Genomic DNA, 15,814 nt, shown 5'->3' with positions numbered 1-15,814 from the left:
CACAGCAGCTTGCTGTGGTGGGTGAGTTACGGGTTCCCATTTCGTTCCACGAGAGACTGCTGGCAGTGCCACGCTACCGATGCACTTCTCCACCGTCGGGAAACGGAAAGTCAGATGTCGACACGATCAAACCGATAGAGTGCAACCCCGAGCGGCACGACAATCCAAAACAGCAGAATCATGAATGAGAACCAATCATTCAGGTAGATCGGTAGCTCGCCGCCGAACATCTGTGCACTGGTGGTCGATCCTTGCTCGAGCATATCAACGTCGGTAAGGAATGTCAATCCTCTGTTGTATGCCTGGCCGGGATCGAGATTCGTGATGAAGTACGTCCAGTCTTGCCGCCGCTCTGCCGCCATTTCTTGCCCCTGAAACTCCTGCGTGTACGTTACGGTATCGAAGAAGAGGAACTCTCGCTCACCGAGCAGCCTAAATATAACCCCGAGACTGTTCCATACAACGTAAAAGAGCAGGAAAACACAGAACATCGCAGCTCCAGCAATGGTCGTCGAACGCGTCAGAGACGAGAGCGAGACGGCGATGCTCGTGTAGGCCATACCATAAATCATCGACATGACTAATAAGCCGCCGTAGTCTACGATATCGAAACCACCGAGAAATGCGGCAACGAGAGCTGCCGCGAGGACGAATCCGACTGTCAGCGACACCGACAACACGGCTGAGCGGCCGAGTAGTTTTCCGATAACGACGTCCTTTCGCGAATGCGGAAGTGAAAGGAGTATTTTTACACTTCCGGATTCTCGCTCACCAGCAATCGACTTCCAGCCCAGAATCAGCGCAATCAGCGGTACAATCCACTTGGTGACCTGGCTGACGAGGAAGACGAGCGCATCGGTCGTCACTCCCTGTGCTGCGATATCCTCGCCGAAGTACGACAGCGCTCCCGAGATGCCGACCAGTACTAGGAAGAAAAGCACGCTTAGCCCCCAGAAGAGCCACGAACGAACCGCATCCTGAAAGTCTTTCTTCGCGACCGTGAGGATGCTCTCAAAATGGATCCCACTCGAGGTTGATCCACTTTCGGTCGACTCACCTACGGCGTCGATTTCGGTACTCATTGCGCGTGCACCTCCGGTCTTGTGCCCGTAGTATACGAACGGAAGACGTCCTCGAGCGAGGACTCAGTCGTTTGGAAGTCCTGTATCTCGGTACCGTGGTCCTCGAGCGTCGAGAGGACGGCTGTCTTCGAGCCGTTGACGGAGGCGACAATCGCTGGCGGGTCTTCGCCCTCAACGGTGGCACGAGTGACGTCTTGGAGCGAACGAACTGCTTGGAGGGCGGCATCGTCGATCCGATCGACGGTGACGCGAAGCGACGTGCCGCCAGAGACAGAGTCGCGTAGCCCTTCGATAGAGTCGACAGCGACCATCTCGCCGTCACGGAGGATGCCGACACGGTCACAGACTTCTTCGACCTGCTCCATAATATGGCTCGAAAAGAAGACCGTCGCGCCCCGTTCATTCTCTTCACGGACGAGGTCGCGCATTTCGCGGGCGCCGTTTGGGTCGAGACCGGTCGAGGGCTCGTCCAAGATGAGCAGATCCGGTTCGCCGACCAGCGCCATCGCGAGCATGAGCCGCTGGGACATCCCCTTCGAGAAGCCGCCAGCTTTCCTGTCGATCGCATCCTCGAGGCCAACACGCTCTAACAGCGCTTCGGGTTCGTCGTTGGCGTTCTTGGAGTTGATCGCAAACTCGAGGTGCTGGCGGGCGGTCAGGCGGTCGTAGGTTTCGACACCTTCGGGAAGGACACCGGTTCGCTGCCGAATGTCCCGACTGTTTCGTTGTGCATTCATACCAAGGACGCTGACTGAGCCATCCGTCGGTCGGGCAAAATCCAAGACGATGTTGATTGTCGTCGACTTGCCGGCACCGTTGGGACCAAGAAAGCCGAACACTTCACCCTCTTTGACCTGGAAGGAGAGGTCGTCCAGTGCGAGGGTCTGACCGAATGATTTGGTCAGATTGTCGACTGTAATCGCTGGCATACACGTACACGGGTAGCAGTTTATTGTAAATCTTTTAACTACTTTCTCATCCAGATAATCCTGAGCATCAATTTTAAATGTTTTAAAACAGTTAAATCTGTCTCGAATGCTATTGGGTTGTATTTATAAAAGGAGTTTAGACACTTACGTATGCTCTCTAAGACTGACTGACAACATTTTTTATTCCACCACCCATATATAAGTATGACTGACAATATTTTCCGTCGTACTAGCGTATTATCTGTCGATCTCGTTGCGCTCGTGGCGGTCCTGTTTCATTCGTTTTCGCTATACATCGTGCTGTTGATCTACTGGGGAGACATGATCGGAGAGGCAGTTCAGCGGTTCTGTCAAACAGTGATTGCAGCTCCACGCGAAGAGTTCTCGCCAACGGAACCACCAGCAATGCGCCGGAACGGAGACCCGAACCCGTTCAGATTTTTGACTCCAAAACTCGGGACCATCCGGCCGGTCGATGGGGTGCCACCGATCGCAGTACACAATCTTAAGCCGGCCGTGGTTGGGCTATTTACCGCGGCACCACTAACCGCCTTTGCTATCGGACTGACGACGACGTTCCTTGATCCGCCGTTCACTATCGGGTCAGAGCCGACGCTCGGGATACTAGCTGCCGGTGGTCTCGCTATCATTGTGAAACACGGCTGGACCTTTCGGCGGTTCGTCCACTCGGATCGTCCACCCGCTAAGAGGATTCTCCCGAGCGTACGATGGCTTGGGCCGATTCTGATGGCGCTTCCAATCGTCGCTGTCGACACCGTCCACGCGGGAGCCGACTTCGACCCCTCGACCGGGTTCACCGCGATTGCAGTCGTCCTCGTCGTAGGGCGGATCGCGTACGAGATATGCCGAGACTCGCCGCCAACGGGAGCAGATTCATTCGAACTTTCGGAGCCGACGGGACGTCCGAGCGAGCGGTTCCGAACTGATCGGCGCGCGGTTCAAATTGCAGGGGCTATCGACGGGGTCATTCCCCACATTGAGTGGGAGATGCTCAACATCTTTTCTCGAGTTGCAGCCCTTTTCTTGGTGGCTATTCTGGGATTCGTCGGAGCGTTCATTGTTGGACCGACGGCGACAGTCGTCGGGATTGGCGTTGCACTCGTCGTAGCCGTAATGAGCTTCGTACTCATGGGGATCATTCACTTTGAGTTGGCCTTCGGGGCGATGGAGTACTGGTTATACGACGACGAATTGGTCGCATACGACACACGACTCAACGCCGTTCAGTGGCGTGTCCCACTGGACGCAATCCGGGACGTTTCCGTCAAACGCGGGTTCTGGGCAGAACCGCCTGGCACGAACGCGGCGACAGTCACGCTTGAACGGTCCGATCTGGCTGTCAAGCAGTCACCATACGAATTCTATCGGCAGACACTTCTGTACGTTAACACACCCGAGCGCGTCGCCAATCGACTCCGCCACCAAATACGACACGGCAATAAGTCTTAGAGCCAATCAACTTCCAATACAAAGTGTCATAGAATCCGTCACACCATCTCCCTTCGAATCAATGAATCGGTCAGTATAGGTAGTATAGTTATCAAGCCAGCACCGGTCACTCTGATTGTTGTCAATAACGGTGTGCTGTATTGGGAGGATGAATTTAGCAGAAGTATCGTCTATTGGATTCTCTGAGTGTGAGGCCCCATATCTGCCAGTACCACAGCACTGATTTCAGTCTGCGAGGATTTTCAAAATCACATATAGATGTACAATGCCAGTCGAACGTTCATTCGATGAGGACGAATTTAACCTTCCACTGAACTTCTCGACTCACGAGCGGTGCACAACGTGTGCGGAGTTCAGAGACAAGTTCGATCAATGTGTGGAATTCGAATCTATTGGGATGTGGGGTGGTCCAAGAATCGAAACAAAACAAGGCGAAACGATCGCTGAAGGTCACGAAAGCGTCCGGATGATACTCAACGCGGTGCTTGGAGAAGAATCAGACGACATAACGTCTTGTCGTATGTACGACTGTGACTCCGAAGCAACGCATACGGTTGAGATTGAGTTTACTGACCCTGAGGAATGGTTCACAACTTACTATTGTACTGATTGCGCAGACAAGGATAACTCCAATATCCAATCAGTATACGAGAATCTCTCTACCAAATTCTGTGATTATCGCCGGTGCTATAATTTGGTCCATGAATCACGGGACTACTGTCCGTCGCATCAGTACGAGTAGTAGCGCCAGACATTCAAAGCATTCATAATGAAACTTTATTTTCATTTCCAAGTAACCGATAGATGCCTATATTTCGCACGAGTACCGAAACCCCCCCTCGCAAGTGGCAGAACCCTGGCGATCCGTTTGCATATCTACCAAGCAGTTGAGTCAGTCATAATCACACTGACTGTAACTCTGGATGCCCACATCGTCTGCAATGAGAGCGCCGGTCTCATCCACTTCTCGTCACTGAGCGATGAGACATAGGTCAGTTAGTAGGACTGAACTGCACGCACCAAACCCATCCACAAGGAATGTAGAAATCATCATTAGATCTAACTGTATTCTACAAGGATGTTTCTACATGCCCTCCATAAACGACATTGAACGACCACAGGAGGCGGTCACGGTTGCAAACCGATACCTCGACCGTGAACGCCCTCTGAGTGCTCTTGTTGTCGTGATCGCAGTGTCGCTGTTCCTTGGGACATACTTGATGACATCACTGCTGCCAGCGGTCATCGTCGCAGCTGGGTTACTCGTCGTTGCCCGCGCTCCGATTCTGCAGTCTCGTGGGACAGTTCAACTCCGAACTGATGCTGATCTCGAGACCGTCGTCGAGGCGTTTACTAGCCCGACACCGCCGGTGCTCGCGTTCCAGTGGGGAATTGCAGACGAAGTGTCAATCGACGGTGACACGATACGATATCGCACCTCGTACCTGTTCGGTCTCCGATCTGCTGTGGTGACTGTCCAGACACAGACGGAAGATACACCAAGTGGAATTCACCGAGTCGAGTTGGAGATCATGGCGAACAATCAGCCATGGGCGACGTACACAGCAACGATTAGTCGCCAAAACGGTGAGACAATCGTCGATGTCGAGTATACATCGGATCGGCGCTTCGGATTACGGCGTATCCCACAGCAGTACTTCGCAGAACAGTACCGCGATGATGCATTCACAGCGCAAGGATACACAGTCGTTGAGCGTGAGTTACATTTCGGTATCTGAATAGCATTATATCCCCATAGGATGCAGAGACTCTTCATATCTCACTTCTCATTTGTCTTTAATTAAGCCTCAGACCTCGGTCGTGTAGCGGTAGCGAGCCTCCTTGGAGTATCGGCCGTTACTGGTGTATTTTCTGGGCATCGTCGATTAACCGTTCCAGCAACAGTGATGGAGAGTAGCAGGGGTATTCACTGAGTTCGTGGAGATTCTGTTCAAAAGGGGCGACACCCCAGAACCGGTTGGATATCGAACAGAATATATACCACCTTTAATATTTAAGGAGATGGGGTTGTGAAAATGAGTGTGCAGTGACAGACGCGACCCATAACGGCGAGCAGCCAACAGCGGGTTTCAATCGCCCCACGATACTATCCGTCATCTGGGGAGGGATCGCGCTAGTAATTACGGCGCTGGCAACGTTGGATTTCGTGCAGGAAGGATTCGAGGACGCCTGGATATTTCTTTTGAGTGGGGTAATGCTTCTCTGGTTCATCGGCCGCGACTGGTTCCGCCACGAAGGCGGTGTGTTCGTACGACGAGACGATGACCTGACGTTTCTTGATGTGACGGTCTTCGTGCTGGTAGTAACGCTTTGGGTCCTTATCGAACAGTTCGTCATCTGACGGTCTCTACGGATACCAGCGAGCGCTTCCCGTCTCTCCTGCCCAACCCCTCTCTCACAACCGTCCAACCAGACCGTGTTGGTTCGTCAAGTGACAGTGAAACTGTGGGAAATCCGGCACTGCAACAGAACGGTGGACTGTCACACTATGCTGCCCGCTCAACCCCCGCCTGTTCGCTCCTCGGTTCCAACAGGGTGTCGGAACACTCGTCACTCACGGGAAGACGGGGGTATGCGCTCGCATCTCTATCAAGTGCTGGTCACACTCGAGCGCGAAGCCGGTCGATGCGCTTCTCGGTTGGCGGATGCGTACCGAAGACCCGACGCGCAATAAATCGTCGCGTCCGATCGAAGAATGGATGTTTCTCCCACGGTGGCGGGACAATAGCGAACGCAGTAGCCGTATCCCGCTCGCGAAGATCCGTCGATGGGCGACGCTCAAGGTCAGCATCAAGCGACTCAAGTGCACTTGCGAGCGCAGCTGGGTCGCCGGTAATCGCGACCGCGCCGTCGTCAGCAGCGTACTCTCGGCCACGGGAGACGAGAGCGACGTACCACCGGCTGATGGTTCCAACCAACATTGCTAGTGGTTCGACGACAGGGTTGTAGCCGTATCGACTACGAGCGAGTCGTGCAACGGCACTGGGCGCCGATAGCGCAGTGAGCACCGCGGCGTCTCGATTGGCAGCGTGGGCGAGTTCGTGAGCGATAGCGGCCTCGAGTTCGTGGTACTCAAGCGTCTCGATCAGCCCCCTAGAGAGAACAAGCGTCGAGACAGCGGGACGATAGCCCACTGTCAGCGCGACGGGTGTTCCGTGCTCGAGTACTCGAATCTCGGGCGGCGGCAGGTCGACCTGACCAGCGAGTCGAGTGACAATCGACTCGAGGGATGCATTCACATCGACTTTCCGGTCAGAGTCAGAGGTAGATCCCGCTGTACCGTCAATCTGATCGACCGACTCGATGTCCGTGACCGTGAGCGCCTCGAGATCGAATCGGTCCTCGAGATCTCGGAGAACAGCGTTGTTGCCTGTAAACTCTGTGCGTATTGTAGCGCCGACGTGGATGCCAACGAACACGACAGCACTCACGGCGGCCACTGAGACGACAACAGTTTCGACTGATACGAGAGTTGCTGCCCAGTAACTGGCTCCGACTATAACGATTCCTGTGACGGTCACTAGAATGGTCGGTCGCAGATCTGTAGTTTGCTCAAGTCTGGTACGCACCCATTTGACCTCGTCCGTGATGCCGTAGGCGGCTGCTGGGTCGACAGGTTCCTCCTCGGTGATTTCGGCGGCGCGGCGCTCGATGGCGTCTCGCACCCCATCGACATGATTGGGAACGATAATCGATCCGAAAACGAGCCAAACAAGTGCAGCGACAACGAGCAGTGCGAACCCAACCCAATAGGCCATACTGAGATAGCCGACGATAAAAATCCCGATGACGAGCCAATTACCGCCGGTCGTGCGCTCATCGTTCACATCGTCTTTCGAACGGATCCATTCGTGGGCAGCCCAGAGGTATCCAGCCATCAGCAAATAAAAGAAGCCGAGCAGGACCAAGAGTCCGAACAGCGGAGCAGGCAGTACTGAACGAAGGAACGGCAGAGTACTTAGCACAATCAGTAACGACGAAAGCAACAGTACGTACGAGGCGAGTTCGATAATCCCCTGGGCAAGTGCACCAGCCGGTGCGGAGCGCTCGCGAGCGGTACGGACGGTCCGCAGCGACAATTCGACGGCCGCCAAACAAGGCATCCCGACCGCAACTACGAGTGCTACAGCGAGCGGCTCGGCGGCGAGACGGAAATCAGAATCAGAGAGGATCGCTAGTGAGGAAACCACCTCAACACCGTAGTGAGCCCCAGCGTAGATCGGGACGCCAATCAACAAGAGGACAGCGACGACGACACCACTCGAGAGGAACAGACAGCTAACACCGGCGATGACTGTCCGGACAAAAAGGCCAGCACGAGTTGGAAGCGACATCATGACGGATTTCACCTCGAATAATTGAGAACCGGACGGACTAGAGGGGAACCAAGATAATGCATGTCGTCTCAGAAATTAAGCTCGAGTGGTAAATAGGTACCCGACCGATTACAAAATATAGCCCTGTTGAAAACTTCTTCTGTATATACTTATCATGTCGAAACTACTGGCCACTACACGTGCGTATTGACTGGAGGTCTCTCCTCGATCAGGTCTGCGAGTGAGTCCGCTTCGAAACGATAAAATAGACCAGTCCAGAGGGCGCTGCGAGTAGGCCAATAGTAAACCAGACTCCCCCATCAGATAAAATTGAGAATAGCGGACGAGACGGCTGCATTATCGCGATCCACATGATACTGCCACTGACAAACATCAGTAGAAAAAACACTGTGCCAAGAAAAGGCCGTTTCCGCAGATACTCGTTCACTCTATTGGTCATGTTTGTAGTTCTGCGTATGCCGCCTACATAGTAATCGTTACGCCGTACTGATCACTAACTCTTCGTGCTGTACTAACCGGTAACTACGCACGCGAATCTCGCAAGGGTCTGTTCCTCGACCAAATGTAGCAAGTCTCGGAGACTGCTACAGTCTCCGATGCCGTGATTGAGACCCCATGTCAAGTTTTAAGACTAACCCGACTGTTGCTCTAGCAGCAATGCCAGACCCAGAACTACCGATGCTTCCAGACGGTACAACACTCCGATGGCAGTACCTTGAGCAAGGCGAATACTCAGCAATAACAATCTTTGCGGAGGTGCAAGATGGCCGGATTCAATTCCAAGGCGAGCCGAGGAGTCCCTCAGGCGCGACACGTGATTTCGATAAACTCATTAGAGGAGACGACGGTTATGCGTGGGACTATCCGTGGGAACAATGGGAATGGAATACGGGAGAGGAATGGGTTCCAATTAAGACACTCAGAGATACTGATAGTTGATTTGTCACCTTGTCTAATCCAGATGTAATACCGTAGAGTGTAGATGTTTGAAATTACCGTGCATCGCGTTCGGTGCTAACTACATGCTCTGTACTTACCATTCCCTACGAGTCAATAGGCGTGTGACCGGTTCGATGACATGCTACTTTAGGCATTGATCTCCTGCAATACCGTTACGTATTCCGACGCCGAGAGAGTCTCGAGCGCCGGCACCACGCTCAGCGAGTAGGCAAAAAAGAACCCGGCCATGAGTTCACACAGGACGACCGACACCGCGAACAGAAGCGACTTGCCAGCTCGGGTCAGCACGCCCCTCCGTACTGGCGAGACTCTCTATCATTCCAGATCACTTGTCTCAGCCGCTGCTGTCTGCTCACGTCTTCGCTTGAACCACCCGCTCAAGCGGATTTCAGCGACCTCGTCGTGCTTCAACGAACTCTCTGGATTCTGAATCGGCAACTACTGTTCAGGCGGAGGAGGATGTCAAACAGGGGCTTCTCGCCGGTGAGGAACTCCTTGTTGAGGGTGGATCGCTCTGCTCAGAGAGTCCGTACAGCGTTTCGAGGTCCACGATTTCTTCTCTTCCAAGACCCCCTTCACGTCCACCACAGTTGCGTTGACGGGCGCTTTCACCCGCAACCCAATCGAGATGCCAATCGTCGAGCGGTCACGACTCCACTTGATGTCGTAGGGCACGGCCGTCTGACCGATATATAACTCGTTGATGGTCAGTAGTGCGCATGTTCTAGTTCGACAATTCGATTCGTCAACTCCGTCCACTCCCCGCCCGAGACACACGCTTCGCAGTCAGACCATTCTCTCGCCTAATGAGACGGCCCGAAGCGCGGAATCCGCGCACCACATTCATTAGCTGCTCTGGATAAACCACCAACACATGTCACTCAGTGCGGTAATCAGAAAAGACGTTCAGGATTCCGTCCGATCGGGGGCTCTACTCGCCAGCACACTGCTGTTCGTCCTCGTCGCCGGGTTCTGGGCGGCGATTCAACACGTCCCCCCGATATATGGCGAGAGCGACATCCCAACCAGCACGCTGGCGTTATTGAACAGCATGGGCCAACCAATGGCTTTCTTCGTGCCGCTGCTTGGATTGGATATCGCGTACAACTCAATCGTGGGTGAGCGCGAGAGTGGAAGCATCAAACTCGCGCTCGGTTTACCGAACTCGCGACGTGACATCGTATTCGGGAAGTTCATTGGGAGGAGCATCGTCTTGGCCGTGGCGATACTCACCGCCTTTTTAGTCGTAGCCGTCATCGCATTGCTGACTTACGAGTCGTTCGCAGCCGTTGAGTTCGTACTTTACACCGTGATGACGGTCTTTTACGGATTGGTCTACGTCGCCATCGGGATCGGCTTCTCGTCAACGGTAAACTCCCAGCCTACGGCACTTGCCGGTGCAACGGGCCTCTATGTCCTTTTTCAGTTGGGATGGGACGCCGTCACGGCCGTTCTACAGACGGTGACGGTCGGATGGGTACCGCCAGAATCCGGTCCCCCAGACTGGGTCGTATTAGTCTACGTGCTCAACCCGACGGCAGCAATGGAATACGCGACACAGGCGATAATCCCTGAATTCGACGCAATCACGGCGTATCCGGCGTCGGACGCGTTCTACCTTCAGGAGTGGGTCGGATTTCCGATCCTCGCAGCTTGGCTCCTCCTGCCGCTCGGATTCGGGTATCGAACTTTCGCACGAATGGAAATACGGTGAACCACCTCGGGGTCAATCCCCGAGGCACTCGGCCTACTCCGCCTGTAGACGAGACCCCAACCAGAAGTCCGAACACAGAAGCGAGTGGGAAGGACCTACCGACGGACATTTCGTTCGATCATTGTTCGCCGTCTTCGGAAACTTTTCCGCTTAACATGGGAATAGTGTCAAGGAGGCATATATTGGTTAAACCGGTGTACAGCATTCTGATACAGTATATATGAACAGAGAATCCCACCGATCAACATCGCCCCTCCGCCAATGATCTGCAATTGATCGAGTCCAATAGCCTGAATATTCTCTCCAACAGCACGAAACGCGCCAGCAGCCGTAGATAGTATACTGATACCGTAAGGAGAACTGTTGAGCAACTCTAATACGATTGTTGGAACGAAGCCGAATACGCCAGCAAGGACAGTTCGTGCGACTCGTGGTGCAACTAGTAGGGCAGCCAGCAACGCACCTGGGAGCAGTACGAGTCCTGCGTGAACGGCAACAGCAGTCATTCGTGGTGGAAGGACATTTCGACTCTGACCGACGCTAATTGCACTAAACCTGGGGAATGCCATTCCGATCGCCGGAGAGATGGTGACAGCAACGACCGTAAGATAGCCGCTGAGGATGACCAGACCGAGTTGCTCACCGATCGTGTATGGTGAAACGAGTCCAGCAAGAACCGTCACAAGAAGGATGATCGGGAGTCCAAAGACCAGACCAGGCACTATGAGACCACGGACGTAGTGATCCCCCGATACAGCTGTGAGTGTTACTGGGAGTACCGCTCCCTCATCACCAAGTGGGTTCATTGCGAACAGAGAGCCGACAAGCCATGGGAGTGCGACTGCAGTCAGTGGAGCACCTAATGCGCCAATCGATCCAGATTGGACAGCTGTACTGACGAGCGGACTGCCGATGGCGAAGACGGGGATGAGGAGAAACATCAACCGGTTCGGATCACGGCGCGTCCGCATGAGTGCCCATTCTGCAACACGTCGAACTGGTGTCGAAACAAATCGGGGGACAACTAGTGGTGTTACGGCAGCTGCGAGGGAATCTTGGGTTGCTGGTCGAAGGTTCTCTTTCTCAGCGGTTTGCTCAAGAACAGACACGCTTCCCTCTGTATCTGGACTCACCGGCTCAATAAACCAAAACACGGCTGTCTCCCGTTCGACAAGGAGCCCACCGACAACGAGTAGTACTGCACTTCCGGCAATTACGCCGACCGCTCGGAGGGAAGACCCGACAAACGGTGTTCCCACGACTGCGAGATCGGCTAGCCACCCTATTGGGACCCATGCCAGTGCCGCTTGGCTGAGTCCACTTATTTGTGGGTAGAGGAAGAGAAAGTACCCACCCATTGCGAGCAGCGTAGCAGTTGTTCCGAGGATCGTCTTATGGCGGGCAATGAAAGGAGACCTCGCAACGAGCAACGCAACCGCGTACCCCACCGCCGATCCTGCAACCACCACGGTCGCAGCGAAGAGAACAGCAACTACTGGGAGCAGAATGAGACTTGCGGGTGAGCCAAGGAGGAACACGCTAACACCAGTCAGTACCAGAATTGGAAAGCCAGCGTACGCAAGGATTCGCAGCATCTCCGCGACGAGCAATCCAAATGCGACCGTTCGTGCTGAGACCGTTGTTAACATCAGCGATTCGGCGTTGATGCGCGGTCGTGCTGAGACGACACGCTGAGCGATGAGATAGACACCGAACAACCAGAACAGCGCGACCGTTCCGCGAACCATATCTGGAACGGCAAATGGCTCGAGATTACGTATCGCATCGGCGAACACGATAGTAACTGCCAGCGTCAAGAGTGATGGAATCACCATCCCGAATGCTCTCAACGTGAGCTGGGCTTTATCCTGCCACAGTGCGCGTACTGACCGTCGGAACTCGAACACGCCGATGCTTAGAGCATGTCGCGGCCAGGTTGGCTCAGCCATCGGTTGCCTCCACATCTGCGGCGGGATCAGTACTCGTCAGTTCGAGGAACACGTCCTCGAGCGTTTGTGTATCGCCTGTTTCTGCGCGCTGTGTGAGTGTCTCTGGAGCGCCTTCAGCAACAAGTTGCCCATCATAGAGGATGCCGACTGTATCCGCGACTTCATCAACAACGGGAAGGATGTGCGTCGAAAGGAAGACAGTGGTTCCTGAATCAGCGAGATCCAGAATCATCTCTCGAATCGTGCGGGCCGCGCGTGGATCCAACCCGGACGTGGGTTCATCTAGAAACACGACGTCCGGTTCGTGAAGCACAGCCTGGATATACGCCGTTTTCTGACGCATCCCTTTCGAATAGTCCGCAATTCGCGTCATAGCGTCGGCTGTGAGATCAAGTTCGTCGAGCAACGTATTGATACGCTCTTGTGTAGCCCTTTCGGGTAAATCACGGAGTCCAGCGACGTACTCGAGTTGTTCGTATGCGGTTGCTTGTTCGTATAGTGGGGGTTCTTCGGGAAGATACCCGAGATGAGGGCGCAGTCCGTCCCGATCCGTGATCAGAACGCCAGCGATAGAACCGGTTCCACTCGTAGGTCGTGTGAGACCGGTAAGCAGCCGCATCGTTGTCGTCTTTCCTGCACCATTCGGTCCCAGAAACCCGTACACACTCCCTTCAGAAATCGATAAGTCTAATCGATCAACAGCGAGTGTCTCGCCATACTGTTTCGTCAATTCATTCGTTTCGATCCTTGTCATAAATTGTTAACTAGTGTTTTGAAGAATGATATGCACATTAGATTTGACCGTCGCCGGAGCCACCAAGGCGGCCTCCGAGGCGACCCGTGGACGACGACTGGTCACCGCCGAACTCACTGAAGTCCATATCGTCGAAGTACTCTGGCGCGATACTCTCTGTCGCGTAGACGAACAGTGCTGTCTTTGCGACACCACTGAGCGCCTTTCCGAGGAGGAGGCCAAAAATGAACGTAGAGCCACCGATTAGCACCGTTGCCAGCAGTTGGACTGTGCCCATGCCGGCGGTCACGATGAACGTGAGGGCACCGAGTCCGACGCCAATGAGCGCCAGCAGAGTGGTGACGATGTCGATCGTGCCCATCGCACCGATTGACTCGCCCCATGTGTCTTTGAACGTACTCGCACTCTCTTTGAGCATCTCCGTGACCGATGGGTCACGGAAGACGATCACCGGAACGACGAAGTAGGTCATCACGCTCCACGCCACCGCAAAGACGCCCGAAATGATCTGTGCCACGATGTTATCCTCTGATTCGATTATCCGGATGACAACGCCAACAATCGCAGCGATAAGCGACCAGGCCAACAACGGTAGTTTCCGCTTCCAAGCGGCAGCCAGCGCTCCTCGGATCGAAGGTTCTTCGCCGTGGAAAACAGTTCGAGTCGCAGCAACCAGCGCCGCCGTAAAAAACGACGCGATGAACGTTTCGACGAGGTAGGCGACAAACAATGCGATGTACACTGCCAGTCCAGGCTCCTGGAGGAACGAGTCCGTGACGTACAGACTCCCGAACAGCGTGACGATGAACGCGACGCCCGAGAGCCCGCCGATGAGTGGGAACACGAACAGTTTCGGATAAGCTCTGAGCACGCGACCGCTCCGGCGTGCCATGCCGAATCCGATTTTGAGACGCCTAAGCACTCTCATAATACGTCGGAGTTACCTGCCAGTACCATTGAAAGATGTGCCCAGATTCTGGTCTAGTGACTGCGCCTGTGGTTTTTTCCCTGTCGACCGCAACCATGGTCAAAACAGTCACGAAAGTAGAAAAATATAGCCCGAAGCGAGAGGAATTTCAATGGCCCTATGAATCCGTATGCCCTCCTCGGTGCAGCGATCGTGTCCGAACTCATCGGGACCACATCATTGAAGCTCTCGGAAGGATTTTCCCGGCCGATCCCCAGTTTCGGCGTTGTCGTCGGTTATAGGCTGAACAGGCGCAATACCACGCCGTTCACGGCGTGGATACGCGCCGTCACTTGTGGTAACAAACCACCGTTCAAACGTCACCCCCGAGTTTCCCATGGTGATGTTTAAGTGACAGGCGACCTACTGTAGAGTAGGAATCGGTCGGAACGGATCGGATTCCGAACCGTCCTTCGGAGGCGGCCTGTCCGCCCACGAAACGAGGCAGTATCCGAAAAGGCAGTCGGTGAACGCACATTCCAGAAGAGTGTGTCTGTGCTGACTGTTCAAAGCGAACACCACGATACCCCCGACTCTGCTGACACCTGCCGGCGTCTCGCTGGCAAAAACAACACCGGGACGCCAAATACGGTCGAGGATAGGGGTAACGGCGGTTTGGCACCGCCAACAGTCCACCAGTTCGATGTGTGGGACTACCCGTGCCCGAAAGGACTGGTAGTCCGGTGACTGGACTGCGAACCTGAAACTCCTACCGCTCAGGATTCCTCCGCGTTTACGCGGAGGAGGATGTCAAGGACTGGCGTTCTACTTGGTTTTGTTGACGCTACAGGATCTCCCGATTGGGGTCGTCTACGGGACGTGGGCAGCGCTGGGAATCGTCGGTGTCGCCGCGATCGGCGTTGTCGTGTTCGGTGAACAGATTGGTCTCCCCGGCGTTGTCGGCATCCTCCTCATCATCGCTGGCGTCTATTTCGTCAATGTCGTCTCGGGGATGTCTGCTCACTAGCGCAGTATCATGGCCCCAGTTTGATTGGGATCGCTTCGTTAACGTTCTGTGGTCCGTCAGTTGATTGGATTTACTTTGAGGGAGTCATAGAACGAGTGGCATACCAAACAGCTATTTTCTCCGAGGTGGTTCAACATTCCCAATTTCTATGATAGATCAGTAATAAGATCAGTGTATGGTGCGTGCCCTCCGCAAACACTTCCTTGGCAATCAATTTGAGCGAAACCTCACTTTTCTCGCCGTTCCTGTCATCTTCCTCGGGACGTTCGCCGCGTACGCAATCGGCTTGTTCACTGTGAATGGCGGGGTTATCTTCCTCCCAGCTAATGCAACATCCATCGGGATCATCATGGCGACCACCGTTGGATACCGACGTGGTGGATTGATCGCTGCTTGGGTCGCGCTGTTCGCCGCCTATCAAGGATTTTACGCTGAGTGGGCGTTCCTCGGGCTCTCGAGTCACTCGCTCACCGGGCAACTCGCGTTCCTCTTCGATCCAGTCAGACTTGCATTCGCTGCAGGCGCCTCAATTGCCTTCGGTACGATCGCATACATCGGTGGTGTCCTCGTCCATCGTGGATACGATTTCGTACGACACCGAGACAAATCCACGCAAACCTGAGAAGTGACTGTATGATCGGAGGTCTACAGATGAGTAAGGCGA

14 protein-coding genes and 1 pseudogene are annotated in these 15,814 nt (G+C 54.3%); 8 read left to right on the top strand and 7 right to left on the bottom strand.

Features of this window, described 5'->3' with window-relative positions; all coding sequences use genetic code 11:
• Nucleotides 1–110: 110 nt before the first annotated feature.
• Nucleotides 111–1,082, bottom strand: a complete 972-nt coding sequence (locus BDK88_RS19560) for an ABC transporter permease (protein ID WP_130501827.1) — start codon at nucleotides 1,080–1,082, stop codon at nucleotides 111–113.
• Complete coding sequence (locus BDK88_RS19555; protein ID WP_130501826.1) at nucleotides 1,079–2,011, bottom strand: ABC transporter ATP-binding protein; 933 nt, start codon at nucleotides 2,009–2,011, stop codon at nucleotides 1,079–1,081. Before BDK88_RS19555 ends, BDK88_RS19560 begins: the two co-directional genes overlap by 4 nt.
• Nucleotides 2,012–2,758: 747 nt before the next feature.
• Here BDK88_RS19555 and BDK88_RS19550 point away from each other — a divergent pair.
• The 3 genes from BDK88_RS19550 (at nucleotide 2,759) to BDK88_RS19540 (ending at nucleotide 5,843) form a co-directional block, all read left to right on the top strand.
• A complete protein-coding gene (locus BDK88_RS19550; protein WP_130501825.1) occupies nucleotides 2,759–3,481 on the top strand; it encodes a hypothetical protein in 723 nt (240 codons plus the stop codon).
• 1,088 nt (nucleotides 3,482–4,569) lie between these two features.
• The gene (locus BDK88_RS19545; protein ID WP_242611741.1) at nucleotides 4,570–5,220 is read left to right on the top strand and encodes a hypothetical protein; all 651 of its coding nucleotides are present in this window, start codon (nucleotides 4,570–4,572) and stop codon (nucleotides 5,218–5,220) included.
• Between the two features lie 308 nt (nucleotides 5,221–5,528).
• Nucleotides 5,529–5,843 carry a hypothetical protein gene (locus tag BDK88_RS19540; protein ID WP_130501823.1) on the top strand — a complete coding sequence of 105 codons (315 nt, stop codon included), beginning with the start codon at nucleotides 5,529–5,531 and terminating at the stop codon, nucleotides 5,841–5,843.
• A 259-nt stretch (nucleotides 5,844–6,102) separates the two neighbouring features.
• Here BDK88_RS19540 and BDK88_RS19535 read toward each other — a convergent pair whose 3' ends face one another.
• Nucleotides 6,103–7,839, bottom strand: a complete 1,737-nt coding sequence (locus BDK88_RS19535) for a M48 family metallopeptidase (protein WP_130501822.1) — start codon at nucleotides 7,837–7,839, stop codon at nucleotides 6,103–6,105.
• A gap of 657 nt (nucleotides 7,840–8,496) precedes the next feature.
• Between BDK88_RS19535 and BDK88_RS19530 the strand changes: the two genes are divergently transcribed.
• Entirely contained in the window at nucleotides 8,497–8,778 is a 282-nt protein-coding gene (locus BDK88_RS19530; RefSeq protein ID WP_130501821.1) for a hypothetical protein, read from the top strand.
• A gap of 147 nt (nucleotides 8,779–8,925) precedes the next feature.
• On the opposite strand, the gene BDK88_RS21420 is transcribed toward BDK88_RS19530, so the two are convergent.
• Entirely contained in the window at nucleotides 8,926–9,087 is a 162-nt protein-coding gene (locus BDK88_RS21420) for a hypothetical protein (protein WP_165397015.1), read from the bottom strand.
• 586 nt (nucleotides 9,088–9,673) lie between these two features.
• On the opposite strand from BDK88_RS21420, the gene BDK88_RS19525 reads away from it, so the two are divergent.
• Nucleotides 9,674–10,513 carry an ABC transporter permease gene (locus BDK88_RS19525; RefSeq protein ID WP_130501820.1) on the top strand — a complete coding sequence of 280 codons (840 nt, stop codon included), beginning with the start codon at nucleotides 9,674–9,676 and terminating at the stop codon, nucleotides 10,511–10,513.
• A gap of 167 nt (nucleotides 10,514–10,680) precedes the next feature.
• Here the strand turns inward: BDK88_RS19525 and BDK88_RS19520 are convergent, their stop codons facing one another.
• Genes BDK88_RS19520 through BDK88_RS19510 form a run of 3 tightly spaced genes read right to left on the bottom strand, consistent with a single transcriptional unit; the run spans nucleotide 10,681 to nucleotide 14,108 of the window.
• Nucleotides 10,681–12,462 (bottom strand): hypothetical protein, encoded by a 1,782-nt coding sequence (locus BDK88_RS19520; RefSeq protein WP_130501819.1) that lies wholly within the window; start codon nucleotides 12,460–12,462, stop codon nucleotides 10,681–10,683.
• Nucleotides 12,455–13,216 carry an ABC transporter ATP-binding protein gene (locus BDK88_RS19515; RefSeq protein WP_130501818.1) on the bottom strand — a complete coding sequence of 254 codons (762 nt, stop codon included), beginning with the start codon at nucleotides 13,214–13,216 and terminating at the stop codon, nucleotides 12,455–12,457. The genes BDK88_RS19520 and BDK88_RS19515 overlap by 8 nt, the downstream gene beginning before the upstream one ends.
• Before the next feature lie 37 nt (nucleotides 13,217–13,253).
• On the bottom strand, nucleotides 13,254–14,108 hold the full coding sequence (locus BDK88_RS19510) for a DUF6159 family protein (RefSeq protein WP_242611740.1): 855 nt from the start codon (nucleotides 14,106–14,108) through the stop codon (nucleotides 13,254–13,256).
• Nucleotides 14,109–14,303: 195 nt separating this feature from the next.
• Between BDK88_RS19510 and BDK88_RS22435 the strand changes: the two genes are divergently transcribed.
• The 3 genes and pseudogenes from BDK88_RS22435 to BDK88_RS19495 all read left to right on the top strand — a co-directional run bounded on the left by BDK88_RS22435 (nucleotide 14,304) and on the right by BDK88_RS19495 (nucleotide 15,772).
• The gene (locus BDK88_RS22435) at nucleotides 14,304–14,534 is read left to right on the top strand and encodes an SMR family transporter (protein ID WP_130501816.1); all 231 of its coding nucleotides are present in this window, start codon (nucleotides 14,304–14,306) and stop codon (nucleotides 14,532–14,534) included.
• A 403-nt stretch (nucleotides 14,535–14,937) separates the two neighbouring features.
• Nucleotides 14,938–15,150: pseudogene (locus BDK88_RS19500) on the top strand (SMR family transporter); the annotation flags it as partial.
• A 175-nt stretch (nucleotides 15,151–15,325) separates the two neighbouring features.
• Nucleotides 15,326–15,772: a hypothetical protein gene (locus tag BDK88_RS19495; RefSeq protein WP_130501814.1), complete on the top strand. Its 447-nt coding sequence runs from the start codon at nucleotides 15,326–15,328 to the stop codon at nucleotides 15,770–15,772.
• Nucleotides 15,773–15,814 lie beyond the last annotated feature (42 nt).

The sequence above is a fragment of the Natrinema hispanicum genome (assembly GCF_004217335.1).
GTDB lineage: Archaea > Halobacteriota > Halobacteria > Halobacteriales > Natrialbaceae > Natrinema > Natrinema hispanicum.
The sequence above is the reverse complement of the archived record's forward strand: the minus strand, read 5'-3'. Positions and strand labels throughout refer to the sequence as shown.